The 24,765-nt window shown below is 33.3% G+C and carries 15 protein-coding genes and 2 other annotated features (1 of these 17 only partly in view); of the genes, 9 read left to right on the top strand and 6 right to left on the bottom strand.

Features of this window, described 5'->3' with window-relative positions:
- Positions 1-836: 836 nt before the first annotated feature.
- From B5X81_RS18540 to B5X81_RS18530, 3 genes are all read left to right on the top strand, one after another.
- Positions 837-1,976 (top strand): efflux RND transporter periplasmic adaptor subunit, encoded by a 1,140-nt coding sequence (locus B5X81_RS18540; protein ID WP_079493861.1) that lies wholly within the window; start codon positions 837-839, stop codon positions 1,974-1,976.
- Positions 1,976-5,092 (top strand): efflux RND transporter permease subunit, encoded by a 3,117-nt coding sequence (locus B5X81_RS18535; protein WP_079493860.1) that lies wholly within the window; start codon positions 1,976-1,978, stop codon positions 5,090-5,092. The genes B5X81_RS18540 and B5X81_RS18535 overlap by 1 nt, the downstream gene beginning before the upstream one ends.
- Positions 5,093-5,205: 113 nt before the next feature.
- Positions 5,206-5,793 carry a TetR/AcrR family transcriptional regulator gene (locus B5X81_RS18530; protein WP_079493858.1) on the top strand — a complete coding sequence of 196 codons (588 nt, stop codon included), beginning with the start codon at positions 5,206-5,208 and terminating at the stop codon, positions 5,791-5,793.
- Positions 5,794-5,875: 82 nt separating this feature from the next.
- On the opposite strand, the gene B5X81_RS18525 is transcribed toward B5X81_RS18530, so the two are convergent.
- Positions 5,876-7,102, bottom strand: a complete 1,227-nt coding sequence (locus tag B5X81_RS18525) for a MalY/PatB family protein (RefSeq protein WP_079493857.1) — start codon at positions 7,100-7,102, stop codon at positions 5,876-5,878.
- Positions 7,103-7,120: 18 nt separating this feature from the next.
- Positions 7,121-8,563, bottom strand: coding sequence for an alanine/glycine:cation symporter family protein (locus tag B5X81_RS18520; protein WP_079493855.1), 1,443 nt, complete (start codon positions 8,561-8,563; stop codon positions 7,121-7,123).
- A 670-nt stretch (positions 8,564-9,233) separates the two neighbouring features.
- On the opposite strand from B5X81_RS18520, the gene B5X81_RS18515 reads away from it, so the two are divergent.
- The 6 genes from B5X81_RS18515 (at position 9,234) to B5X81_RS18490 (ending at position 19,528) form a co-directional block, all read left to right on the top strand.
- Positions 9,234-12,377, top strand: coding sequence for an AAA family ATPase (locus tag B5X81_RS18515; RefSeq protein WP_079493854.1), 3,144 nt, complete (start codon positions 9,234-9,236; stop codon positions 12,375-12,377).
- Positions 12,378-12,510: 133 nt separating this feature from the next.
- A complete protein-coding gene (locus B5X81_RS18510; RefSeq protein ID WP_079493852.1) occupies positions 12,511-14,124 on the top strand; it encodes an HAL/PAL/TAL family ammonia-lyase in 1,614 nt (537 codons plus the stop codon).
- A 103-nt stretch (positions 14,125-14,227) separates the two neighbouring features.
- Positions 14,228-15,649, top strand: a complete 1,422-nt coding sequence (gene nhaC, locus B5X81_RS18505; RefSeq protein ID WP_079493851.1) for a Na+/H+ antiporter NhaC — start codon at positions 14,228-14,230, stop codon at positions 15,647-15,649.
- A 185-nt stretch (positions 15,650-15,834) separates the two neighbouring features.
- Positions 15,835-16,281 carry a (2Fe-2S)-binding protein gene (locus B5X81_RS18500; RefSeq protein WP_079493848.1) on the top strand — a complete coding sequence of 149 codons (447 nt, stop codon included), beginning with the start codon at positions 15,835-15,837 and terminating at the stop codon, positions 16,279-16,281.
- A 101-nt stretch (positions 16,282-16,382) separates the two neighbouring features.
- Positions 16,383-17,267, top strand: coding sequence for an FAD binding domain-containing protein (locus tag B5X81_RS18495; protein ID WP_079493846.1), 885 nt, complete (start codon positions 16,383-16,385; stop codon positions 17,265-17,267).
- Positions 17,267-19,528, top strand: coding sequence for a xanthine dehydrogenase family protein molybdopterin-binding subunit (locus tag B5X81_RS18490; protein ID WP_079493844.1), 2,262 nt, complete (start codon positions 17,267-17,269; stop codon positions 19,526-19,528). The genes B5X81_RS18495 and B5X81_RS18490 overlap by 1 nt, the downstream gene beginning before the upstream one ends.
- A 102-nt stretch (positions 19,529-19,630) precedes the next feature.
- Here the strand turns inward: B5X81_RS18490 and cimA are convergent, their stop codons facing one another.
- From cimA to leuC, 4 genes are all read right to left on the bottom strand, one after another.
- Positions 19,631-21,193: a citramalate synthase gene (gene cimA, locus B5X81_RS18485; protein ID WP_244282154.1), complete on the bottom strand. Its 1,563-nt coding sequence runs from the start codon at positions 21,191-21,193 to the stop codon at positions 19,631-19,633.
- A gap of 57 nt (positions 21,194-21,250) precedes the next feature.
- Positions 21,251-21,541 (bottom strand) — a binding site (T-box leader).
- 150 nt (positions 21,542-21,691) lie between these two features.
- Positions 21,692-22,765 carry a 3-isopropylmalate dehydrogenase gene (gene leuB / locus B5X81_RS18480; RefSeq protein WP_079493840.1) on the bottom strand — a complete coding sequence of 358 codons (1,074 nt, stop codon included), beginning with the start codon at positions 22,763-22,765 and terminating at the stop codon, positions 21,692-21,694.
- A gap of 149 nt (positions 22,766-22,914) precedes the next feature.
- Positions 22,915-23,409 (bottom strand): 3-isopropylmalate dehydratase small subunit, encoded by a 495-nt coding sequence (leuD, locus tag B5X81_RS18475; protein WP_079493839.1) that lies wholly within the window; start codon positions 23,407-23,409, stop codon positions 22,915-22,917.
- Between the two features lie 10 nt (positions 23,410-23,419).
- Complete coding sequence (leuC, locus tag B5X81_RS18470) at positions 23,420-24,682, bottom strand: 3-isopropylmalate dehydratase large subunit (RefSeq protein ID WP_079493837.1); 1,263 nt, start codon at positions 24,680-24,682, stop codon at positions 23,420-23,422.
- A gap of 51 nt (positions 24,683-24,733) precedes the next feature.
- Positions 24,734-24,765 (bottom strand) — a binding site (T-box leader); it runs 209 nt beyond the window's last position.

Below are 24,765 nucleotides of genomic sequence, written 5' to 3'. Positions count from 1 at the left end.
AAAATCACAGAAGTATAGATTTCCCATAGTAAAACTTAATTTATACGTATCAAAATATCCAGTGTTTCTAAGGATTTTTGAGATGTATAAATTAACTATTTTACTGGAATATCTATATTGATATTTTTAAGATATATAAATGAATATGCTGTTCTATTTCAATTATAGAATAAAATGATGATATATAGTTAAATAATTTAAAAAAATATCTTTTAATTTGTTTCACTTTTTTATAAACCTGTTTATCCTTTTTTGGTTATTCAATCTAAAACATGAGCCAAAAGGATTCTCAGTGGCTACGACCGCAAATTAAACTTTTAAAGGCGTACATCTCTCTATATATGCATATATATATGCGCCAATAAAAATTAAGAAAAAATTAAAATTTGTGTAACAAAATAATGCTATACTTATCTCAAAGGTATATATTGTAAGCTCAATGTATAAAATATTCCTTTAAATATACTATTTGACTTTTAAGAAATTAGCTATTATAATGTAAAGATACTGACTGGTCAGTTCTAGGCTTTTCCACTTGCTATAAGTTACATATTTGAACCTAGAGCTGAGAAAAAGTGTTATATCTGGCATTTCATCTATAGTTGAGTAGTTGAGGAAATTGCATAATTCGATTTTGGCAAAATTGCATAATACATAGGGTATAGCTTATAAGATTTTAAAAAAATATATAGTAGTTAGTTTTTTGAGAAACTAATTATGCAATTTGCTCAGTTGAATAATGTCAAAATTTAATCTATTTATACATCATAAAATATCGATGCTTCTGTGATTTTTTATTGTGTTGTGTGAAATATGTTTAGTATGGAGGGAAAAATATGAAGAAGAAAATAATAGTTCTATTCTTAGTAATAACGCTAATAATGAGTGTAGTTACTGCTTGTGGAAGCAAAAAATCTGTTAACTCAAATGAGAAAGCAGTTAAGCAAGAACAATATGTTCCTGTGGCTGTTGAAGAAGTACAGGAAAAAACTATATCTAAGGAGATAACATTTAGTGGTAAGGTGCATGCCAATAAGGAAGTTATGGTTGTACCTAAAATACCAGGGAAGATAGCTTCCATTAAAAATAATGTTGGGGCCAAAGTGCAAAAGGATTCAGTACTTTTCACATTAGATAAAGATGATGTACAAAAGCAAGTTGAAAAGGCGAGAAAGACTGTGGATGCTGCTAAAGCCAATTATATTAAAACTAAAGAAAGTATTGAAAATGCAAAGGCCAACTTTGAAAGGACAAAGGAGCTCTATGAGCAGGGGGCAGTTTCAAAGTCCCAATATGAGCAAGCTGAGCTTGCAGCTTCAGATTCATCTTTAGCTGCAGTAAGAGCACAGTATGAACAGGCTGAAATTGCTTTAAACCAAGCCTTGGATAGTCTTAAGGATACATCAGTAAAATCACCTATAGATGGAATTGTATCAGTGGTTAATATTGAAGAAGGAGAAATGGCATCAAATGCCCAGCCTGCAATGACAATAATAGATATGGATAAGGTATATGTTGAACTGGACATTGCAGAAAATATTATAAATGATTTGTATTTAGGGCAAGAGGTGGTTGTGGAAATACCATCAGCATATGATGAAACTATTACAGGAAAAATAGATAGACTAAGTCCAGCTGCTGATCCTAGAACACAGCTGTATTCTGTAAGGGTTTATATAGAAAATAAAGAACATAAGATAAAGCCAGGTATGTTTTCAAAAATTAAATTAAATACAGAAGTAAGGGAAAATGTTATAGCTGTAAAAAGTGAATCTGTATTACAAAAAGAAGGTAAAATTGTTGTATATCTAGTAGAGGACAATAAAGCTGTAGAAAGAGAAGTTAAAATAGGATTGGATACAGGAAACCTTATAGAGATAGTTGAAGGTATAAACAAAGGTGAAACAATAATAACGAAAGGTCAAAATTATGTCGAAAATGGATCTATAGTAAAGGTAGTTAGAGGTGATAAATAATGAATCTATCAAAAATAGCTGTAAGAAGACCTGTTACTATTGCCATGGTTACCTTTATTGTACTTATTCTGGGATTTGTATCTTTAACTAAATTACCTATTGATTTATTTCCAGAGATTGAAGTGCCGGTGGCAATTGTATCAACTTCATATAGTGGTGTAGGATCCCAGGAAATTGAAGAGCTTATAAGTAAACCCATTGAAGAGGCCATTGCAACAGTCAGTGATATAGAAAATGTGAGCTCCATATCTTCTGAAGGAAGTTCTGTTGTTATTGCTGAGTTTTCATTTGGAACGGATATGGATTTTGCATCATTGGATATTAGAGAGAAAGTAGATATGGTGAAGGGTTTTTTACCAGAGGATGCAAGTAACCCAATGGTATTAAAAATTGACCCAAATGCTATGCCAATTATCTATTTATCCTTATCCAATGGTGGAGATTTAGCTAAGCTTCAAACAATTGGAGAAGATATAATTAAGCCAGACCTTGAAAGATTATCTGGTGTAGCTTCTGTAGATGTTTCCGGAGGATATGAGAAGCAAGTAGAAGTAGTATTTAATAGTGAAAAATTAAGGGGCTATGGTTTAACCATAGATAGAATTGCTCAAATATTAAGGGCAGAAAACCTTAATCTGCCAGGTGGAGCAGTAAAAAAAGGGAAACAGGAATTAACAATTAGAACAATGGGAGAATTTAAATCCCTTGAGGAAATAGAAAGCCTTCCGATAACCCTTCCATCCGGTGGAAGTGTTTACTTATCTGATATAGCAGACGTTACTATGGGCTATAAGGATTTAGATGTTGTAGTAAAGACAGATGGGAAGGATAGTATAAATATTTCAATTCAAAAGCAATCTGACAGCAATACAGTATCAGTTGCCAATACAGTAAATAAGGAATTGGAAAAAATTAAAAGTGAATTTCCCGATATAAATATAAGCGTGGTTATGGACCAGTCAGAATTTATAAAAGATTCTATTAATAACGTTGTTAAAAATGCTATAGTAGGAGCAGTGTTGGCTGTATTTATACTTTACCTGTTCTTAAGAAATATAAGAACAACCTTTATCATAGGAACAGCAATACCAATTTCTATTATTGCAACATTTATATTGATTTATTTTAATGGCATAACCTTAAATATGATGACTCTGGGAGGTCTTGCCCTAGGGGTTGGTATGCTTGTTGATAATGCAATAGTTGTTTTAGAAAACATATATAGATTTAGACAGGAAGGTTACTCAAGGAAAGAAGCAGCGGTGAAGGGTGCCCAGGAAGTGGGGATGGCAGTTACAGCTTCTACCCTTACTACTATAGCGGTATTTTTACCTATGGTATTTGTAGAAGGAATTACATCAGCTATATTTAAGGAATTTTCTTTGACGGTGGCAATGTCATTGGGAGCTTCTTTGGTAGTATCCCTTACTCTTATACCAATGCTTTGCTCTAAATTCTTAAAAGTTGACAGAATGCAGGGGAAAAAACATAAAGGTAGATTTAGGTTGTTTGATTTTCTATATGATTCCTTTGATAAGGTGTTTGCTAGAATTGAATCCAGATATAGCAAGATTCTAAAGTGGGCCTTAGGCCATAGAAAATCTACAGTTACCATAGCTGTTCTAATATTTGTAGTAAGTATGGCATCGGTGGCAATGGTAGGTGCAGAGTTTTTCCCAGAAACTGATGAAGGACAATTTACTGTTAATATATCCTTGCCCGAGGGCTCAGACCTTAAAAATACTAAAGCTATAGTATTAGAAGTAGAAGAAAATCTAAGAAATATTGAAGAAATAGAAACTGTATTTTCTATTTCTGGATCTACTGCAAACTCATTTGGATCAGGCAGCAGTCCAAATATAGGTTCTGTACATGTAGTTCTTAAGGATCTAGAAGAAAGAAAAAGAAGTACTAAGGAAGTTGCTGATCAAGTTAGAGGTATAGTAAAGGATATTCCAGGAGCAGAATTTGGAGTAAGTATATCTTCAAGTGGTATGGGCGGTGGTGGAGGTGCCCCTATATCTATTGATATAAAAGGTGATGATCTGGATGTACTGAAACAAATTGGAGAAGATTTTAAAGACAATATTGAAACAGTAGAAGGAACAAGGGAAGTAAAAAGTAGTTATGGTGAAGGTATTCCAGAGGTTCAGATTAAAATAGATAGAAAAAGTGCTTCAAGATATGGACTTACAGCATCACAAATTGCTTCATCTGTAAAGGGAACTGTTTTAGGCCAAAATGCCACAAAATATAAGTTCCAGGGTGAAGAAATAGATGTAATTATAAAAGGAGACTCTATCTTTAAAGAAAGCATATCTAATTTAGGGCAAGTGTCTATACAATCACCTATGGGGATGGATATTCCATTAGATCAAATAGCAGATATTTCTGTAGATAGAGGACCTGTTACAATAAATAGAAATGACCAAGTGAGGGTTATTAGTGTTACCAGTCAAATAATGGGTAGAGACTTAAGCAGTATTACAAGGGACATTGACAAAGTACTTTCTGATTATCCAATGCCTGAAGGATATTATTATGACATAAGTGGGCAAAACGAAGATATGCAGGAGGCTTTTGCAGACCTATTTAAGGCCCTTTTACTTGCTATAGTCTTAGTTTACATGATTATTGCCTCACAATTTGAATCTTTAATACATCCATTTACAATTATGTTCTCCGTTCCATTGGCCGTATCTGGTGGTATGTTTGGATTGTTTATTACATCAAGACCGCTAAGTGTGCCAGGTTTTATAGGGGTTATTATGCTAGCTGGTATAGTAGTAAATAATGCTATAGTACTGGTTGACTATATAAATACTCGAAGATCAAATGGCGAAGATAGAAAAGATGCTATTATAAATGCAGGGCCCATAAGATTAAGACCAATACTTATGACTACCCTTACCACTGCATTGGGACTTATACCTCTTGCATTGGGGATAGGAGAAGGTGCAGAGACTCAAGCACCAATGGCTACTGTAGTTATAGGTGGATTGATTTTATCTACAGTATTGACCCTTGTATTTATACCGGTACTATATACAATATTTGACGATTTTAATGGTTTCTTAAAAAGAAAAGTCTTTAGAAGAAAGACCAGTAAAATATAAAAATACAAATTATAAAGGGGATTACGGCTGCATGTTGCAACTGTCCATGATGTGACAAAAAGCCGTCCCTACTTTTATATTTTTGTGCCACATAGATTCGGAGGTAAGTAAAAATGGAAGGTCGAAAAAGCAAAAGAGAAGTGATTATTGGTTCAGCTGTAAAAATATTTGAACGGGATGGATTTTATAAGGCTAAGGTAGAAGAAATTGCTAAGGGTGCCAATGTAGGAAAAGGTACCATATATGAATATTTTAGCAGCAAGAGAGATTTATTTTGTCAAATGGTTAAAGACATGCTGGATAGTTATGTGAAAATGGTTGAAAAAATTTCACAAGAGAATGGTGACCCTGTTACTAAGCTTAAAAAATTAATACAGCTTCAAATGACATTAATGGAAAAGCATGGTAAAATAGCTCAAATAATTCAAATTGAAGCTATTAAAAGTGGTCTCCAAGAAGAACTAAAGAAATATTTTTTAGAAGTTAAAAGGAATCATCAGACAATAATTGAAAAAATTTTTCAAGAAGGTATTGAGTTAAAAATTTTTAAACCTGTTGACACTTTCTTAACCTCATTATTCTTTATTGGTGGAGTTAATCAATTTGCCTTTGAAAAAGAATTTATGAAGACATATCATAGTGATAAGGAGCTTAATGTGGAGAAATTTATGGAGGCATTTTTAAAGGGGATAATAAAATAGGAAATATAAAATCTGTATAGGTCCATAAAAAGAGCCCTTAAAATCCCTAAAAATATTTTTAAAGATTTTAAGGGCTATATAATTATTTAGCTTTTACAGCCTCTTCAATTTGATAAAGAGCTTTTTCCAAAACTTTTCTTGAACAAGCAATATTCATTCTTACAAATTCTTTAGAATTCTTTCCAAAAGAAGCGCCGGGATTAACGGCAATTTTAGCTTGATTAACGAAAAAGTCCGATAAATCTATGCCCTTTAGTCCTAAATCACTACAATCCAACCATAAAAGGTAGGTTCCCTGGGGCCTAACTGGCTTTATCTGAGGGATATTGGTTTCAAAATAATTTACTGCAAAATTCAAATTGTCTTCAAGATATTTTAAAAGCTCCTCAAGCCACTTTTCTCCGTATTTATAAGCAGCTTCTGTGGCAAGGGCTCCAAATATATTTCCGCCATCCAGTTCTAGAGTTTCAAGGGTTTTATTATATTCTTCCCTTAATTTTTCATTTGGTATTATTATGGCAGATGTAGCCATTCCCGTTAAACTAAAGGTTTTCCCCGGTGAAATACATGTAATCGAAATATTTTCAAGTTCCTTGGATAATGAAGCTATGGGTAAGTATTTATTATTCTTATAAACAATATCACAATGAATATCATCTGAAGCAATGAGAATATTATTTTTAAGACATATCTCTCCAATCCTTAACAGCTCATCCTTTGTCCAAACCCGTCCACTTGGATTATGGGGATTACATAAAAAGAGCATTTTAATGCTTGGGTCAAATTTAAATTCATTATTCATCAAATTACTGGTAAAATAATTTCGTTTTAAATTGATTTTACATAGTAGATCCTCAAAATCTATAGTATACCTTCCATTATTAAATTTAAGCTCATTTTCTATCACTATACGTCCATTCTGCTTTATAACCGAATAAAAAGGAGGATATACAGGGGTTTGGGTAATAATTTTATCACCAGGTTTTGTAAAGGTATTTACACACATGCTTAAAGCAGGTACAATTCCCGGGCTAAAAGTAATCCATTTGCTGTCTATATCCCAGTCATGTCTTTTTTTGACCCAGTTTTTTATTGCATCATGATATCCTTCTGACCTAAAAGTATAACCGTATACACCATGATTAGCTCTTTCTTTTATGATCTTTGACACTTCAATAGGTGTTTCAAATTCCATATCGGCAATCCACATGGGAATAATATCGTCTCTTCCAAATCGAGCTGCTAGTTTATCCCATTTAAATGAATTAGTATTTTTACGATTGACAATTTTATCAAAATTATAGTCCATTATATCCTTCACTCCAGTTTACTCATTATAAAATAGTTTTGTATTTTCCTTATTATCTGAGGTCTTAAGAATATATTTCTGAGTATAATTTTTTAATAGTTCAAAGAATTTTCCACTTAAAAGGAATAATGCAATAATATTGACGAAGGTTGGAATTCCTGTAACCATGTCGGCAAATAGCCAAACAATTGATGATGGGATTCCGTTTTTAACTGCGTATATGGTTAAGAATAGGCCGGGAAGAGGAACACCATATCTCATTATTTTAATTACAGTTGTTCTGACTTTTTTATTCAAACCGAATACATGTCTTAAAATAATTTCATAATTAGTATACTTAGCAGTTACTGAAGTCCAGCCAAGTAAAAATATACCTAATGTAAGTATTATTGAGCCCCAGGTTCCAAGACCCTTTTCAAAAGCTTTTAATGCCAGTGCTGAGCTTGAAAGACCAGAGCTCCACACGCCAGTATTAATGATTACTAGACCTGTAATACTGCAAACAATCATTGTATCAATAAAAACTTCAACAATTCCCAGTAGTCCTTGTTTCACAGGATGGTCAACTTTAGCTGTTGAATGAATCATAGCAGCAGTTCCCCAGCCGGCTTCATTACTATAAACACCCCTTGCTATTCCAGTTCTTAGGGCAAGGGATATACTTGCTCCTGCAAAGCCGCCAACAGGGGCCATAGGAACAAAGGCAGATTTGAATATCAATGCAAAGGTTCCAGGTAATGATGATATATCTTTAAGTATAATTAATAAACCAGCTAATATATAGAATAAAGCCATAAAAGGTACTACTAAAGATAAAACACGACCTAGTCTTTGTATACCCCCTAAAATTACTGCATACAATAAAATTGCAAAACCAATACCTACCACAATTTGATTTATATTAAAGGTTACACTTACAGCTTCTGAAATTGTGTAGGCTGACATTCCGAGGAAATAATCGCTCATTATACCAATACCGAATAAGAAAGCAAGTGGTTTCCATCCGAAATATCCCTTTTCCTTAAATCCTTTTTCAATATAATAGGTTGGCCCTCCATAGGCTTCTTTATTAGGGTCATTTGTACGATAATGGAGAGCTAAAGTTATTTCAGCCATTTTTGTTACCATTCCAATCAATGCACAAACCCACATCCAGAATAAAGCTCCTGGGCCTCCTAAAGCAATGGCACTGGCCACACCAGCTATATTTCCTATTCCCACCGCTGAACCCAATGCCGTGGCTATGGCTTGATAGGAGCTTAAAATACCGCTTTGATCCTTATCATCGGATTTGTTATTTTTTAAAATAGAATAGGTATATTTCCATGCATGCTTAAAATATCTGAACTGCCAAAATCCACTTTTAATTGTTAAGAATAAACCTATAGACACTAGAGCCACTAATAGAGGTGTTCCCCATAATATACCAACTATTTTTTCTAAAACATTAGCAATTACCATGATTTATCCCACCTTAATTTAATGTATTAGAAGACATAAAGCATATAGTACTTGATTTAAAAACTACATAACTCCAGATTTCTTCCTCCTTTCATTTTTGAAGTTTGTCTAAAGCTAATTCACCTCCTAATAATTGTCGCAATAAAAATAAAATTCTGTTATTTAAATTTATATCATTACACCGTCAAATATGGGTCAATTTATAGATGGGCTTTGAGTCAATATTTAGACAAAAATATAAATTGAGGAAATTGCATAATTCTAACTTAGCTGGGTTGCATAATATATATGGTATGTCTTTGGAGATTTTTAAACTATATGTAGTAGATAGTTTTTACTGAAGGTAATTATGCAATTTGCTCAATTAACTGTTTTACTGGAATATCTATATAGATTTCCCATAGAAAAACTTAATTTATACGTATCAAAATATCCAGTGTTTCTAAGGATTTTTGAGATGTATAAATTAACTGTTTTACTGGAATATCTATAGATGATATACGCCAATAGAATTTAATAAAATAAATCTAATTAAATCAAGTGTGTATTGAAAATTATGATTTTTTAGAATAAACTAGTTATATAGATTTCCCATAGTAAAACTTAATTGTTTTACTGGAATATCTATAAGATATAAGTAAAATCTTTTCTACTGTGAGGGGGATAGTATGTGAGTGATAATAATTATAAAAAAGCACTAAAGATCACCCTGTTTGGAAAACCAAAGATATTAATTGAAAAGGAAGAGATTTATTTTCCCTATAAAAAATCTGAAGGGTTACTTTATTACCTTATAGTTAATAAAATATCCAATAGAGATTATCTTGGAAATTTATTTTGGGGGAATATTAATGATGAAATACTTATTAAAAAGAATCTTAGAAATGCCATTTATATTATTAGAAAAATATTTGGAAAGGATTTTATATTATCGAAGGGAAAAGATATTATTGAAATTAATTCTTCATATCTAGGAGACACTGATCTAAATAGATTCTTAAATACTCAAAATTATCAGATACTAAATTTTTACAAAGGAGATTTTCTACAAGGTTTTAATATTAAAGACAGCAGTCAATTTGAAGAATGGGTTGAATTTAAGAGGCAAGAATATAAAGATATTTTTGCAGATAAACTAATTAAAGTAATTGAAGAATATATTGAAAGAGAAGAATATTTTTCAGCTAAAAAATATTGTAAAATATTAATCAAGAAAGATGAATTTGATGAAAGGGCCTATAGGCTGTTAATAGAAATATATAAAAGACAAGGGGCATATAGTAAATGCATGTCCTTGTATCAGCAGTTAGAAGCTCTATTACATAATGAGCTTCTAATATCACCGGATAAAACAACAGAAGTATTAATTAATGAAGTAAAAGTAATGAGAGATAAAGAAATTGAAGAAGTAAAACTGAAAAAAAATAGACAAAGCATCAAAGAAAAAAAAGAAAAGAATGTAAAAGAGAAAGGATGTAACGGAGGAAATATTTTTTATGGCCGAGAAGAAGAACTAAATAAAATGATTTTAAATTATAGAAATTTTCATAATAAAAATTGGTCAAAATCAATTTTATTGATGGGTGAAGAGGGTATTGGTAAAAGCAAAACAGTAGATGAATTTTTAATTAAAATAAATAATACTTCTAAGGAATACAAATTGTTTACCCAGTGTTACAGGGCAGAGGAACAATATATATTTAAACCCTGGTATAAAATATTCGAGCAGATATCCAAAATTATTAGAATTGAAAACATAAAGATTCCTAGAAAAATAACTAATATTATTACGTCTATTTTTCCTGATTTTAATATAGAAGAGAATATCCCATCAACACATTATATTGAAAAATTTGATTTTATTAAATATCAGGCTATCGAAAGAGCTATCATAGATTTACTAGATATTATTTCATGTAAAAAAAGAATAATTATTTATATAGATGATTTTCAGTGGGCCGATGATATAAGTATATCTTTAGTTAGAAACATAATGATAAATGATAAAAATAAGTCAATATTTTTTATTATAGCCTGTAGAACTGTTTATCGTAAAAAAGTAGAATCATTCCTATTGGAAATGTATAAATATGAAGTCATAGATAAGATTTTTCTTGAAAGATTTAATAATAGAGAGACAATTGAATTTGTAAAAAAAGTTTTGCCAGACTATAAATTACCTGCGAAATTCAAGAAAATGATATATAAAGAAACCGAGGGAAATCCTCTTTTTCTTGTTGAAGTATTGAACAATATTAAAGAAAATAGAGATTTGAAGGATATACCTCCTAAAATTCAAGATATTTTAAAAAATAGGATTATGGCAATTTCCACAAAGGGAAAGAAAATTTTAGATATTATTTCTATATTCTTTGATAAAGTAAGCTTTGAAATGCTTGAAAAAATATCATTAATAGATGGTTTTGAATTAGTAGATATAATTGATGAGCTGTGTAAAAAAAATCTAATATTAGAAAAAGGCAGCCTAGAAGAATTTCATTATGTATTTAACCATCAAAAAGTTAGAGATTATGTTTATGCCACCATGTCACTTTCTAAAAAGAGAGTTTTACACAATCGTGCTGCAGAAGTACTTGAGGAATGTCTTAAAAACAATAAGCGAGATGTTTTACTATATTCTAAACTAATTTATCATTTTGAAAGATGTGGTAAAAAATATAAAGCCTTAAAATACAATATTAAATATTTATATGAATATTTACAACTAAAACAGGAGAGTTTTCCCCTATTATATTTTAGTAATGGTGAAAAACAATTGGTTCTTAAAAATAGTTATACCCACGAACAAGTTCAAAATGATTTAAAAAAAATGGAAGAGCTGATTAATGAAGTAAAAGAAAATAATTCTACAGATGAAAATATAAATTTAATTTCACAGTACCTTCATATGATGGGAAGATTTTATATTCGTCAGGGAGAATATGAAAAGGGCCTTAAATATATTAATGATTTAATTGATATTGGTATAAAATATAACTCTACTATGGATGAAATAAGAGGATACAGGCAATTGATGTGCTATTATATTAATACTTATAAAACTAATGAAATGGATGAAACAATTCAAAAAGCCCTTGAAAAGGTGAAAAAATTTAATTGCCTGGAAGAAATTGCTATTTGGTGGAGACTGGAAGGACTTCTCAAGATAATGGAGGGTAAATTTAAAGAAGGGGAAGACCTACTGCAAAAATCTATTGATGTTTTCATGGCTTCAGAGGAAAAAGAAAAATATCTGTCCAATCTTGCAGCATCCTACAATTGGATTGGAGAAAGCAAAAGACATAGACAGGATTATAATGGAGCATTAAAATATTATGAAAAAGCAATAAATGTATATGAAAAGAAAGGTTTAGTAGAAGGACTATCGGTATTTAATACCAATGCAGGTCAAGCTGCCTATGATGCTAGGTATTATGAAAAAGCAGAAAAATATTTATCTGCTGCTATAAGTTGTTTCGATCAAATCGATGCCCTATGGTTAAGGTCGTTGGCCCACAGTTATTATGCATTATTATTATTTCATAAAGAGGAGTTTAAGCTTTCAATTGTTCATTTGAAAAAGGCTTATAGATTTGCTAAAAAATTAAAAAGTCCCTATGAAATAGGTGTGGTCTACCGTATAATGGCCAAAATCAGATATGAAATAAATAAAAATATAAAGGCAAATGAGGTTTTTAAAGATTACTTATCTAAGCCCTTATCATATTATTGTAATAAGGCCTTAGAATATTTAAAATATGTTGAGAGTCCAATAGATTCCAATATATTAAAGGAATTGGAAGAATATGCTTAAGTGAGAAACTTGCATAATTAACGTTTTTGACGGAGCTTAGACGCTATCTAATCAAGATAGCGTTATTTATTTTGGCAGAAATTTGATTTATGGATGTTAACATTAAAACAAAAGAAAACTAGGAGGAATGATGATGGATAAATTAATATTAGATGGCCAGAATTTAACAATAGAAGATGTTGTTAATGTTGCCAGAAAAAATATACAAGTGGAAATTGCAAAGAAATGTAGAGATGAAATTATAAAAGTAAGGGAATATATTGAAAAGAACTGGATGAGAAGCGATGCACCACCTATTTATGGATTTAATACTGGTGTTGGTAAGCTAAAAGACTATAATATCAGCATGGAAGAAAACGATATCTTCCAGAACAATATTGTAATGTCCCATTGTGGAGGAGTTGGAGAGCCAGCTTCCCAGGAAATAGTTAGGGCCACAATGCTTGTAAGACTCAATGCTTTTTGTCAAGGAGTATCGGGGCTACGAATAGAGGTTATAGACAGATTATTAGAGATGTTAAATAAAGGTGTTCATCCTGTAATTCCAATTCAAGGCTCTGTAGGAGCATGTGGAGATCTGGCACCCTTAGCCCATATGACTTCTGTATTAATAGGATATGAAGAAGCAGAGGCCTTTTATAATGGAGAAAGAATTTCTGCAAAGGAAGCATTAAAAAGAGCAGGCATTACTCCAATTGAGTTTCAATTGAAGGCCAAGGATTGCTTAGCCCTTATAAATGGAACAACAATGTTTGCTGGTATGGCGGCTTTAAATTATTATGATGCAGAAAAAATAATAAGAGAAGCCGAAATCAGTGGAGCATTGAGTCTAGAAGCTATGCGCGGTGAAATGGCAGCCTTTGATGAAAGAATTCACCTTGTAAGAAGACAAAAAGGCCAAATCAAATGTGCCCAGAATGTTCGTAAAATTGTTAAAGATAGCCAGCGTGTAACAGAAGAAGCTAGAAAGGTGCATTTAAAATATGATGTTTTACATCCAAATTACCAGCCAAGGGTTCAAGACTTGTATTCTTTACGCTGCATGGCTCAGGTTCAGGGTGCATGTAGAGACAATATGGCTTATATTAAAGAAATTTTAGAAAGAGAAATCAATGCGGCCACCGATAATCCATTAGTATTTTGGAATGAAAAAGGTGAACTGGAGTTTTTAAGTGGAGGTAATTTCCATGGAGAGCCTATTGCATTTGCAATGGATATTTTATCTATGTCTCTGGCTGAAATCGGAAATATTTCAGAAAGAAGAATCTTTAGTCTTTGTGATTCTACCCTTAACTATGGATTACCACCTATGCTAGTAGGAGATCCTGTTGGACTTAACTGTGGCTACCCAGTAATTTCTTGTGCAGCAGCAGCAGTGGCCTCTGAAAATAAAACATTATGCTTCCCTGCAAGCGTAGATACAATTCCTACTAAAAGTAATCAGGAGGATCATGTTAGCATGGCTCCCTGGGCCTGTAGAAAAGCAAGGCAAATAATAGAAAATTTACCTAAGATACTTGGTATTGAATATTTATTGGCTGCTAGGGCAATTTTTATTACAGAAAATGATTTAGGACAATTTAAACTAGGTGAGGGTACTCGAATTGCATATGAAATGTTAAGTGAAGCAATACCCTTTAAGAATGATGACACATATATGCCATCTTTATCTCAGCCGGCAATTGAGTTTGCAAAAACCGGTGCAATTCTTGAAAAGGTAGAAGAGAAAATAGGAACTTTGCTTTAAATACTAACTAATGGTGCACATTTAATTTGTAAATAGTGCACCATTTAGATAATGCACCTGCTGCTTATCTTTATAAAAAATAAAATTAAAGGAGGTTTTTATTTTGAGTGAATCTGCGAGAAAGGTGACATTCTCACAGGCTGTATTTGTTTTTCTATTTTTAATTATTTCCTTAATAACTACTATTGTGATATTTAAAGGAGCACCCCATGTACCAATATTGGCTGCAGCTATAGTGGCAGCAGTTATTGCAGTAAAGTCCGGTTATAAATGGGAATTTATTGAAGAGGGAATAGCTGAGACAATAAAAATGTCTACCCAGGCTATACTTATTTTGCTAATTATAGGTACTATAATAGGAACATGGATATTAGGCGGTATTGTACCTACTATGATTTACTATGGATTAAGGATATTATCACCGGGAATATTTTTAATAGCAACATGCCTGATATGTTCTATTATTGCCCTTGCCACAGGCAGTTCCTGGTCTACAGCAGGAACCGTTGGTATAGCCCTTATGGGAGTTGGAATGGGATTAGGTATATCACCGGGAATAGTGGCAGGTGCAATTATTTCCGGATCATATTTTGGCGACAAAATGTCACCATTATCTGATACAACAAATTTGGCTCCGGCAATGGCAGGTGCTGATATTTTCGATCATATAAAGCATATGATTTACACAACTGGCCCCAGCTATGCCATTACTTTAATAATATATGGACTTTTGGGAATAAAATTTGCAGGAAAAAATATTGATGCAAATTCTATTGACTTATTGCTTAATACCTTTGAAAAACAATTTACAATCACTCCGATTTTATTAATTCCACCGGTTTTAGTTATTATTATGGTAATAAAGAAGATTCCTGCAATGCCCGGTTTAATTGGAAGCTCTTTATTAGGGGCTATATGTGCAGCTGTATTCCAGGGAGCGGGATTATCTCAAATCATTGCCGTTGTTAATGGCGGATATTCAGCTAATACTGGTGTTGAAACAGTAGATAAGCTTATAAATCGTGGTGGTATTCAAAGTATGATGTGGACAGTTTCTTTAGTATTAATTGCCCTTTCCTTTGCAGGTATAGTGGAAAAAACGGGAATGATAAGTATAGTGGCTGAAAAAATACTTAAAGCTGCAAAGAGTGATGGTTCATTAATAACAGCAACAATCTTCACATGTATTTTTACTAATTTTACTACAGGAGTTCAATATGTTGCCTTAGTTTTGCCTGGAAGGATGTATAAGGATGTTTATGTAGAAAGAGGGCTCCATCCTAAAAATCTATCAAGAACATTGGAAGATTCAGGGACATTGGTGGCACCCCTTGTTCCATGGAGTACTGATGCAGCTTTCTTAATAGGAGCCTTAGGAGTTGGACCTATGGCATATGCCCCCTATGCCATATTAAATTTAGTGAACCCCATAGTTGCAATAATTTTAGGCTATACTGGATGGACAATTGAAAAAATAGATAAACCTATGGATGAGAAGGAAAAAATATCTAGCTTAGAAGCTTAAAGGTAAAAATTATGTAGATGTACTCCAAAATCTCATAGCAGGAAAACTTAGATGCAGCTTTCTTCTTTAAATTTTATTGGTGTACATCTATATATAATTTATTTTAAATACAACTGATAACCAGCACAACGAGTTAATTTATTAAATAAAAAGAGATAAGGGCTTTAAAAGTAAGGAGGCATAGTATGAAGCTAGAATTTATAGTAAATGGGTCAAAGGAAATACTGGAAATAGAGCCTAGAGCTAGACTTTTAGATGTACTCAGAGACGATTTAGGATTAACTAGTGTAAAAGAAGGATGTTCAGAGGGTGAATGTGGTGCATGTACTGTAATAATGGATAAAGAAGCGGTAACCTCCTGCACCGTATTAGCAATACAAGCTAGAGGTAAAGAAATAATTACTACAGAAGGCTTAGAAAAAAATGGAGAGCTTGATGAGCTGCAAAAATCTTTCATGAGAAATGGTGCTATACAATGTGGCTACTGTACTCCAGGAATGCTTATGTCATGTAAAGCATTACTAATGAAAAATCCAAATCCAACGGAAGAAGAAATCAAAAGAGCCATAGAAGGAAATCTATGTAGGTGTACCGGTTACACAAAGATTGTAAATGCAGTGATGGATATATAGGCGGAAATCAAACTTAAATAATTATCCTATGAAATTTCCTTTCCAAGGGTTTTTATAACATATAGGAAAATGTAATTTGCAATTATGATAGGAGGAGAAAAATGAATGAAATGTCAGTTAAGACTCCTGAAAATTTACAGGAATTAATCAACTGTCTAAAGGATATTCATGAAGATACCTGGCTTATATCGGGGGGAACGGATTTAATTATTCAATTAAGGAAAAGAAATATTTTTTCCGGAGTGATAATTGACCTAATGGGAATTAAGGAACTTGATTATATAAGAGAAGAAGAAAAATTTATAAAAATAGGCTCTGCCACCACATTAACCAGAATAAGTGAAAATGAAATAGTGAAAAAATATGCTCCAGCCCTTCAAAGAGGTGCTAGTCGTGTTGGTTCAACCCAGATCAGAAATAGAGGAACTATAGCTGGAAATATAGCCAATTCTTCCCCATGTGCAGATACAGTTCCGCCCCTTATGGCAATGGGCGGACTTGTAAGAGTAGCAAATGGCAAAGGAAATATTGAAGAAAAGACCCTTGATGAAGTTATAATTGGCTCCGGTAAAAATAATTTGAAAAAAGATGAAGCTATTATTGAGATAGTAGTTCCTAAAATAAAGAAAAATTATAATTCAGCCTTTACAAAGCTAGGGAGCAGAAGGGCAGTTACAATATCCAAAATTAATGCTGCTGCAGTTATAAAATTTAATTATGAAAGAGAAATAGTGGAAAAGGCAAGAGTATTTTTAGGAGCTTTAGGAGCAAAAACCTTCAGGTCTCAAATTGCAGAAAAAGCCTTAATAAATAAAAAGCCATCAAAACAGTTGCTGACGGATTTTTCCAATGCTCTAACTAAACAGGTTGATATGGCCATAGAAGGCAGGAAGTCTCGGCCCTATAAAAGGGAAGCCATAAAGGGTGTTGCCCATGATATTTACCTGCAATTATTTGAAGATAAAGCTTTGGGAGGAAGTCAATAATGAAAAAGGAATTGAAATATATTGGGAAATCCATACCTAGACATGATGTTAAAGAAAAAGCAACGGGAAAAATACAATTTGTCGGTGATATGAGATTAGATGGCATGCTATATGCAAAACTGCTATTAAGTAATGTTGCCCATGGAAATATAGTAAAAATAGATACCTCTAAAGCTAAAAAATTACCGGGAGTAGTAGAAATATTCACTTATAAAGATGTACCAAAAAACTATTATAATTCCCATAAATGGTATAAAGGTATTGAGGTACCAAAAGACGAATTATTATTATCCGACAAGGCAAGGTATTTTGGTGACAGGATAGCAGCAGTTGTGGCAAAGGATATGTATACCGTGGAGAAGGCTATAAGTTTAATAGATGTTGAATACGAACAGCTGCCTGCTATTACAAGCATAGAAGAAGCTTTAAAGGAAGATTCTATAAAAATCCATGATAGAGAAAATATTATATTTCGAAAAGAAATAAAATCCGGAGATTCTCATAAAGTTTTTGAAAATGCAAGTTATGTTTTCGAAGATAAAATTTCTACACCAAAGCAGCATCATGCAGCCATAGAACCCCATGTTTGTCTGGCAGCTGCCGATAGCTTTGGAGACATAACCATATGGACACCATGTCAAGTGGTATTTCAAGTACAGCTCATTACTTCTGAAGCATTAGACATGCCCTTGCATAAGATTAGAGTAATAAAAGCTCCAATGGGAGGGTCTTTTGGAGGGAAGGGCCTTCCTATATTAGAGCCCATATGTGGGTTTTTGGCAAAGAAAACAGGTCGTCCAGTTAGACTTATTACCGATAGAACCCAGGCTATAATAGGTACAAGAAGTAGAAATGCAACCAAAGCAGTTGTAAAAACAGCAGTAGATAAGGATGGATTAATACTTGCAAGGGATATTGATGTTAAAGTTGATGGAGGTGCATATTATACTAATGGATCGGCTGTGGCCATGGCTATGGCAAAAAAAGCCTTTAGATTGTATAAAATCAAAAATCAAAGATTTAATGTAACTTCAGTATATACAAATACAATTGTAGGAGGTGCCTGTAGAGGATATGGGTCCCCACAAATCCACGCAATAAGTGAAATAAATATGAATAATGCTGCAAGGGGACTAAATATGGACCCTGTAGAAATTAGATTAAGAAATTTAGTTGAGCCCTATGATAGAGATCCCATTGGAGGTCCGGATTTAGGTAATGCCAGGGCAATAGATTGTGTAAAAAAAGGAGCGGAAAAATTTAGGTGGAAGGAAAAATGGAATAGACCCAAAAGTACAGGACGGTTTGTAAAGGGAGTTGGTATGGCCTGTGCAACCCATGGAAATGGATATCATGGGGCCTATCCAGATTTTACTACTATGACACTAAGAATGACCGATGATGATAGGGTTATTTTAAAATCTGCCATACATGATTTAGGCTGTGGTACAGTAACATCTATAAAACAAATAGTGGCCGAGGCACTGGATATTCATCCCGATAAAGTGATTGCACCAGAAGGGGATACTTTTATGAGTCCCTATGATTCTGCAGGTACCCAGGCAAGTAGGGTAACCTATGTATGCGGTGGATGTGCCAAGAAAATATCAGAAATGGCAAGGGAAAAATTTATTTCTAATTCTTCAAATATATTAAATTGTTCAAAGACAAATGTCATTATGGAAAATGGCTATGTATGGAATAAGGAAAATGAAAATGAAAAAGTAAGCTATGGACAAATGATAGTAAAAATGCAAAATATACTTGAAGATGATATTAATGTAACGTATACCTACAAATCTCCAGCTAATCCCGGTGTTTATGGGGCAAATTTTGCTGAAGTTGAAGTTGACACTTTAACTGGATTAGTTAAAGTAATAGATTTATTAGCTGCTCATGATATAGGAAAGGCAATTAATAAAAGCTTCGTTGAAGGACAAATACAAGGTGGGGTCCAAATGAGTATAGGCTATGCCTTAAGTGAAGAAATATTAATAGATGATAAGGGAAAAGTCAAGTCATTAAACTTTTCAAAATATCATGTAATAAATGCACCGGATATGCCAAATGTAAGGATAGAGCTTATAGAAAAAGAAGATGAATATGGGCCCTATGGAGCTAAAAGCATTGGAGAGATTTGTGCAGTAGCTGCTGCTCCAGCCATAATAAATGCAATAAATAATGCACTTAATATTAATATAACATCTTTACCAGCAACACCGGAAAAGATATTAGAGGCAATAAGTGAAAAGAGAAGCTAAGAGAATACACATAAGATGTTGGGAAATAAAAGTCAAATAGAATATTTCCCAACATCCCCTTAATTCACTATACCCATCATATATAGATCAACATAAGCCTTTCTACATCATAAGCTTATATTCAATTGAGTCCTTTAAGGCAAGCAAACTGGCTTCAATAATATCAGTAGAAACACCTATGGTGGTCCATGTTTTTTTGCCATCGGTGGATTCTATTAAAACTCTAACCTTTGCTGATGTGGCATTTTCAGCATCTAAAACTCTAACCTTATAGTCAGTTAAATGTACTTCTTTAAGCTCTGGATAAAAAACTTCCAAAGCCTTTTTCAGAGATTTATTTAAAGCATTTACTGGACCATTTCCTTGTTCTGCTGTGATTTCTTCCTTTTTATCGACAATGACCTTTATGATACTTGAAGCTGTGAAATTTCCTCCTATTATAGAGTGCTCTCCAATGGTTTTAAAGGAATCTATTTTAAAGGGGGATACATATTTGTTAAGGAGCTTTCGTATTACCAGTTCAAATGAAGCTTCTGCACCTTCGTACTGGTATCCCATATGCTCCAATTCCTTTAGTTTATCTATTATGCTTTGCGTTTCCGGTGAGTTCTTTGATATTGTACTGTCAACCTTTTTTATAAGTGGAAGTACAGTGCTTTTTCCAGAAACTTCCGACATCAAGAACCTTCTTTTATTACCAACAATCTCAGGAGAAATATGCTCAAAGGAATGGGAAGCCTTTGCTACTCCATCAACATGCATTCCACCTTTATGAGCAAAGGCTCCATTACCTACATAAGGCATTCCATTTATTAATTTTAAATTACTTATTTCTGAAATATATCTTGCAGTAGAAGTAATATTTTTTACTTGCTTGTGGGGAATACAGGAAAGCTTCATTTTTAGCTGTAAATTTGGAATTATTGTTGAAAGATTTGCATTTCCACATCTTTCACCAAAGCCAATATAAGTTCCTTGAACATGGACAGCACCTGCCTTAACTCCCATGATTGAATTAGCAACAGCCATTCCACAGTCATTATGACAGTGAATACCAACTTCAACATTAAATAATTCACATACCTTTTGGGTTATTTCATATATTTCCTGGGGAAATACACCTCCATTTGTATCACATAAAACAATAGCGTCAGCCCCAGCATCTACTGCTGAAGCTAGTGCTTTTAATGCATAATCAGGATTTGACTTATATCCGTCAAAAAAGTGTTCAGCATCAAATATTACCTCTTTACCTTTTTCTTTAAAAAAGGTAATGGTGTCATTAATCATTTTCAAATTTTCATTTAAGCTGGTTTTTATAATATCTGTTACATGAAAATCCCATGATTTACCGAATATTGCGATTGTAGGTGTTTCTGCTTCAAGTAATGAAGTTATGTTTGTATCTTCTTGAGTGGATATATTCTTTCTCCTTGTACTTCCAAAGGCAACAATTTTAGAAGTTTCTAGTTTAATAGATTTTAATTTTTCAAAGAATTCCAGGTCCTTTATATTTGATCCTGGATTACCTGCTTCAATATAAGTAACACCAAGATTATCTAAAGCTTTAACAATTTTCAACTTATCACTTACCGAAAAAGATATTCCTTCCCCTTGAGCACCGTCTCTTAGGGTAGAGTCAAATATTTTTATATTTTTGTTCAATTTTAAGCCTCCTCTCAAAGATTGTTTAAAAATAAAAAAACGTCCTTGAATAAAAAATTCAAGGACGAGTATATACCCGCGATACCACCTTAATTGCATCTAAATAATTATAATTAGACACCTCTCTTTCAGTTCCATCAAACCTAAGCCTTTAACGGGGCTAGTCGTCATCTTCTACTATATAGTGAAACAAATTGAAAAGTAAATTTGTTTAACCATCATCAATATAGGTTTTCAAAGATAATGCTCGGGAGTGATATGTGCTTTATTAGGTAGTATCGGCTTTCAGCAGACACCGACTCTCTAAAACTACGATATATAAAACACCGTCTCCGTCATAGCTTTTAAATATGAGCATTTTATTATAATTATCCAAAATTATAACAGGGTAATTATAGATTGTCAATAAAAAATTTAAAAAATTCTAAAATAAGTAAAGTTTTTGAATAAATAAAAAAATATAATCTTAGAATTTTCACATGTATAAATTCATCTTTACTATTTACAAAAACTAACTACTAGTCTTCCCATTTCCTTTAATCCAACTAAGTTAGTTCCTTTGCTATATATGTCTTTAGTCCTATAACCCTCTGAAAGAACTTTTAATACTGCATCTTCTATTGCCTTAGCTTCTTTTTCTAGATCAAATGAGAATCTAAGCATCATGGCAGTAGAAAGAATTGTAGCAAGGGGATTTGCCTTATCCTGACCAGCTATATCAGGAGCTGAGCCATGGATAGGTTCATATAATCCAAACTTGCCTTCTCCAAGACTTGCAGATGGAAGCATACCTATAGAACCAGTAAGCATACTAGCTTCATCGGACAATATGTCGCCGAACATATTAGTAGTTACAATTACATCAAATTGTTTAGGGTCACGTATAAGCTGCATAGCTGCATTATCTACCAATAGATGATTTAAAGTAACATCTGAGTATTCTTCGTAGGTTTTATTTACTACTTCCCTCCAAAGTCTTGAGCTTTCAAGAACATTCATCTTATCAATATTAGTAACCTTATTATTTCTTTTTCTTGCAATTTCAAAGGCTTTTCTAACTATTCTATCTACTTCGGGCTCGCTATAAAGCTCAGTGTCGTATGCAGCCATGCCCATATCCGTTTCTTTACGTCCCTTTTCTCCAAAATACATACCGCCAGTTAATTCACGAACAACACATATGTCAAAGCCGCCTTCAATAAGCTCTGGCTTTAACGGGCAGGCTTCCTTTAATGGATCAAAAAGCACTGCGGGACGTATGTTTGCATAGAGTCCAAGTTCTTTTCTTATTTGCAATAGTCCCTTTTCAGGTCTTAAGTTTCCAGGAAGATTATCCCATTTAGGCCCTCCAACAGCTCCTAGTAAAACTGCATCACTATTTTTACAAATGTCTATAGTTTCCTGTGGCAGTGGTGTACCCTTAAGATCATAAGCAGATCCTCCAGCTAAAACCTCTGTAAAATTAAAGCTGTGATTATATAACTCTCCAATCTTTTCTAGAACAAGGACGGCCTGCTCAGTAACCTCTGGTCCAATGCCATCACCGGGAATGACAGCCACATTAAAATTCATATATTCAACCTCCTATAATTGTGTAATAGTAAAGTAATAGTAAATATAATTTATTAATTTTCTTAGCAACATACTTATATTATTTTGCTTAACAGAATGACCAAAAAACTTGCAACTTGGAGCTTGCAACTTGAAACCTCAAAGAGGTCCTAGATGTCTTTAGTCTGTGAAATATAATTAAGCAATCCATCCTTATTTATGATTTCCTGCATAAAGCTTGGCAATGGTTCAGCCTTATAAATTTTATTTTTAGTTAAATTAAATATTTCACCACTGCTAAAGTTTACTTCAACCTCGTCACCACCTTCGATATCATAAGCGGCTTCCTCACATTCCAGTATGGGAAGGCCTATGTTAAAGGAATTTCTATAAAAAATTCTGGCAAATGTGGCTGCAATAACACAGGATATACCTGATGCTTTAATGGATATGGGAGCATGCTCCCTTGAAGAACCACATCCAAAGTTTTTATGGGCGACGATTATATCGTCTTTTTTAACCTTAGAAGCAAAAGTGCCATCTATATCTTCCATGCAGTGGGCTGCCAATTCTTTAGGATCAGAAGTATTTAAATATCTTGCAGGGATAATAACGTCAGTATCTACATTGTCACCAAACTTAAAAACTTTACCTTTTTTCTTCATATTAATCCTCCTATTCTATTTCCTCTGGATTAGTTATTTTACCTGTTAAAGCAGAGGCCGCTGCCACCTGAGGACTAGCTAAATATACTTCAGATTTAGGATGTCCCATTCTTCCAACGAAATTACGATTTGTTGTTGCTACGGCTCTTTCACCTTCTGCCAGGATTCCCATATGTCCTCCCAGGCAGGGGCCACATGTAGGAGTGCTTACAACAGCTCCAGCTTCTATGAAATCTTCGATAAGCCCTTCCCTAAGGGCTTGCAAATAAATTTTTTGAGTGGCAGGAAAAATTATAGTTCTAACCTTTTTATTTACTTTTTTCCCCTTTAAAATCTTAGCAGCTTTTCTTAAATCACTTATGCGGCCATTTGTACATGAGCCTATAACTACTTGATCTATTTTCACATCTCCCACCTCATCGATAGTGCGAGTATTATCAGGCAGATGAGGGAAAGAAACTGTAGGACGAATAGAAGACAGGTCTATTTCATAAACCTCATCGTACTGGGCGTCCTCATCTGGAGCGTATATTTTATACTCCTTAGTGGAATGCTCCTTGACATAATCTAAAGTAATATCATCAACCATGAAAATTCCATTTTTCCCTCCAGCTTCTATAGCCATATTGGCAATGGTAAATCTGTCATCTATAGATAAATTCTTTAATCCTTCTCCCACAAATTCCATAGATTTATAAAGGGCTCCGTCAACTCCTATCATACCAATGATATGGAGAATAACATCCTTTCCACTGACCCATTTATTTAATTTTCCTGATAAAACAAATTTTAAAGCCCCGGGAACCTTAAACCAACATTTACCGGTGGCCATACCTGCAGCCATATCAGTACTTCCAATTCCAGTGGAAAAAGCCCCTAGTGCACCGTAGGTACAAGTATGGGAATCGGCTCCAATGACCACATCTCCTGGAACAACAAGACCTTTTTCCGGGATCAAGGCATGTTCAATGCCCATTTCTCCAATTTCAAAGTAATTTTCAATTTTCTTATCATATGCAAATTCTCTTACACATTTACATTGTTGTGCCGACTTAATATCTTTACTTGGAGTAAAATGATCGGGAACAATTGCAATTTTTTTCTTATCAAAAACCTTATCAAAACTCATTTTATTAAATTCAGTAATTGCAACAGGGGTAGTAATATCATTACCTAAAACCAAATCTAAATTTGCCTCAATAAATTCTCCTGCTTTTACACTCTTTAATCCGGCATGATCTGCTAGTATTTTTTGTGTCATAGTCATACCCATATAAATGACCTCCTTTTAAAAATGTATTAAAAAAACGCCCTTGAATAAATATTCAAGGACGAGAAAACACCCGCGGTACCACC

This window comes from Maledivibacter halophilus, from assembly GCF_900167445.1.
In the GTDB taxonomy this organism is placed as follows: Bacteria; Bacillota; Clostridia; order Peptostreptococcales; family Caminicellaceae; genus Maledivibacter; species Maledivibacter halophilus.
The sequence above is the reverse complement of the archived record's forward strand: the minus strand, read 5'-3'. Positions and strand labels throughout refer to the sequence as shown.

Bases quoted from the DNA above. Each gene is read 5' to 3' on its own strand.
- leuB (WP_079493840.1), bottom strand. From the start codon at position 22,765: ATGAATTTTAATGTGGCTGTCATTCCCGGTGATGGCATTGGACCAGAG.
- B5X81_RS18490 (WP_079493844.1), top strand. From the start codon at position 17,267: ATGAAAAAGGAATTGAAATATATTGGGAAATCCATACCTAGACATGAT.
- B5X81_RS18530 (WP_079493858.1), top strand. From the start codon at position 5,206: ATGGAAGGTCGAAAAAGCAAAAGAGAAGTGATTATTGGTTCAGCTGTA.
- leuD (WP_079493839.1), bottom strand. From the start codon at position 23,409: ATGAAGAAAAAAGGTAAAGTTTTTAAGTTTGGTGACAATGTAGATACT.
- B5X81_RS18510 (WP_079493852.1), top strand. From the start codon at position 12,511: ATGGATAAATTAATATTAGATGGCCAGAATTTAACAATAGAAGATGTT.
- B5X81_RS18500 (WP_079493848.1), top strand. From the start codon at position 15,835: ATGAAGCTAGAATTTATAGTAAATGGGTCAAAGGAAATACTGGAAATA.
- B5X81_RS18535 (WP_079493860.1), top strand. From the start codon at position 1,976: ATGAATCTATCAAAAATAGCTGTAAGAAGACCTGTTACTATTGCCATG.
- B5X81_RS18540 (WP_079493861.1), top strand. From the start codon at position 837: ATGAAGAAGAAAATAATAGTTCTATTCTTAGTAATAACGCTAATAATG.
- leuC (WP_079493837.1), bottom strand. From the start codon at position 24,682: ATGGGTATGACTATGACACAAAAAATACTAGCAGATCATGCCGGATTA.
- B5X81_RS18520 (WP_079493855.1), bottom strand. From the start codon at position 8,563: ATGGTAATTGCTAATGTTTTAGAAAAAATAGTTGGTATATTATGGGGA.
- B5X81_RS18495 (WP_079493846.1), top strand. From the start codon at position 16,383: ATGAATGAAATGTCAGTTAAGACTCCTGAAAATTTACAGGAATTAATC.
- B5X81_RS18525 (WP_079493857.1), bottom strand. From the start codon at position 7,102: ATGGACTATAATTTTGATAAAATTGTCAATCGTAAAAATACTAATTCA.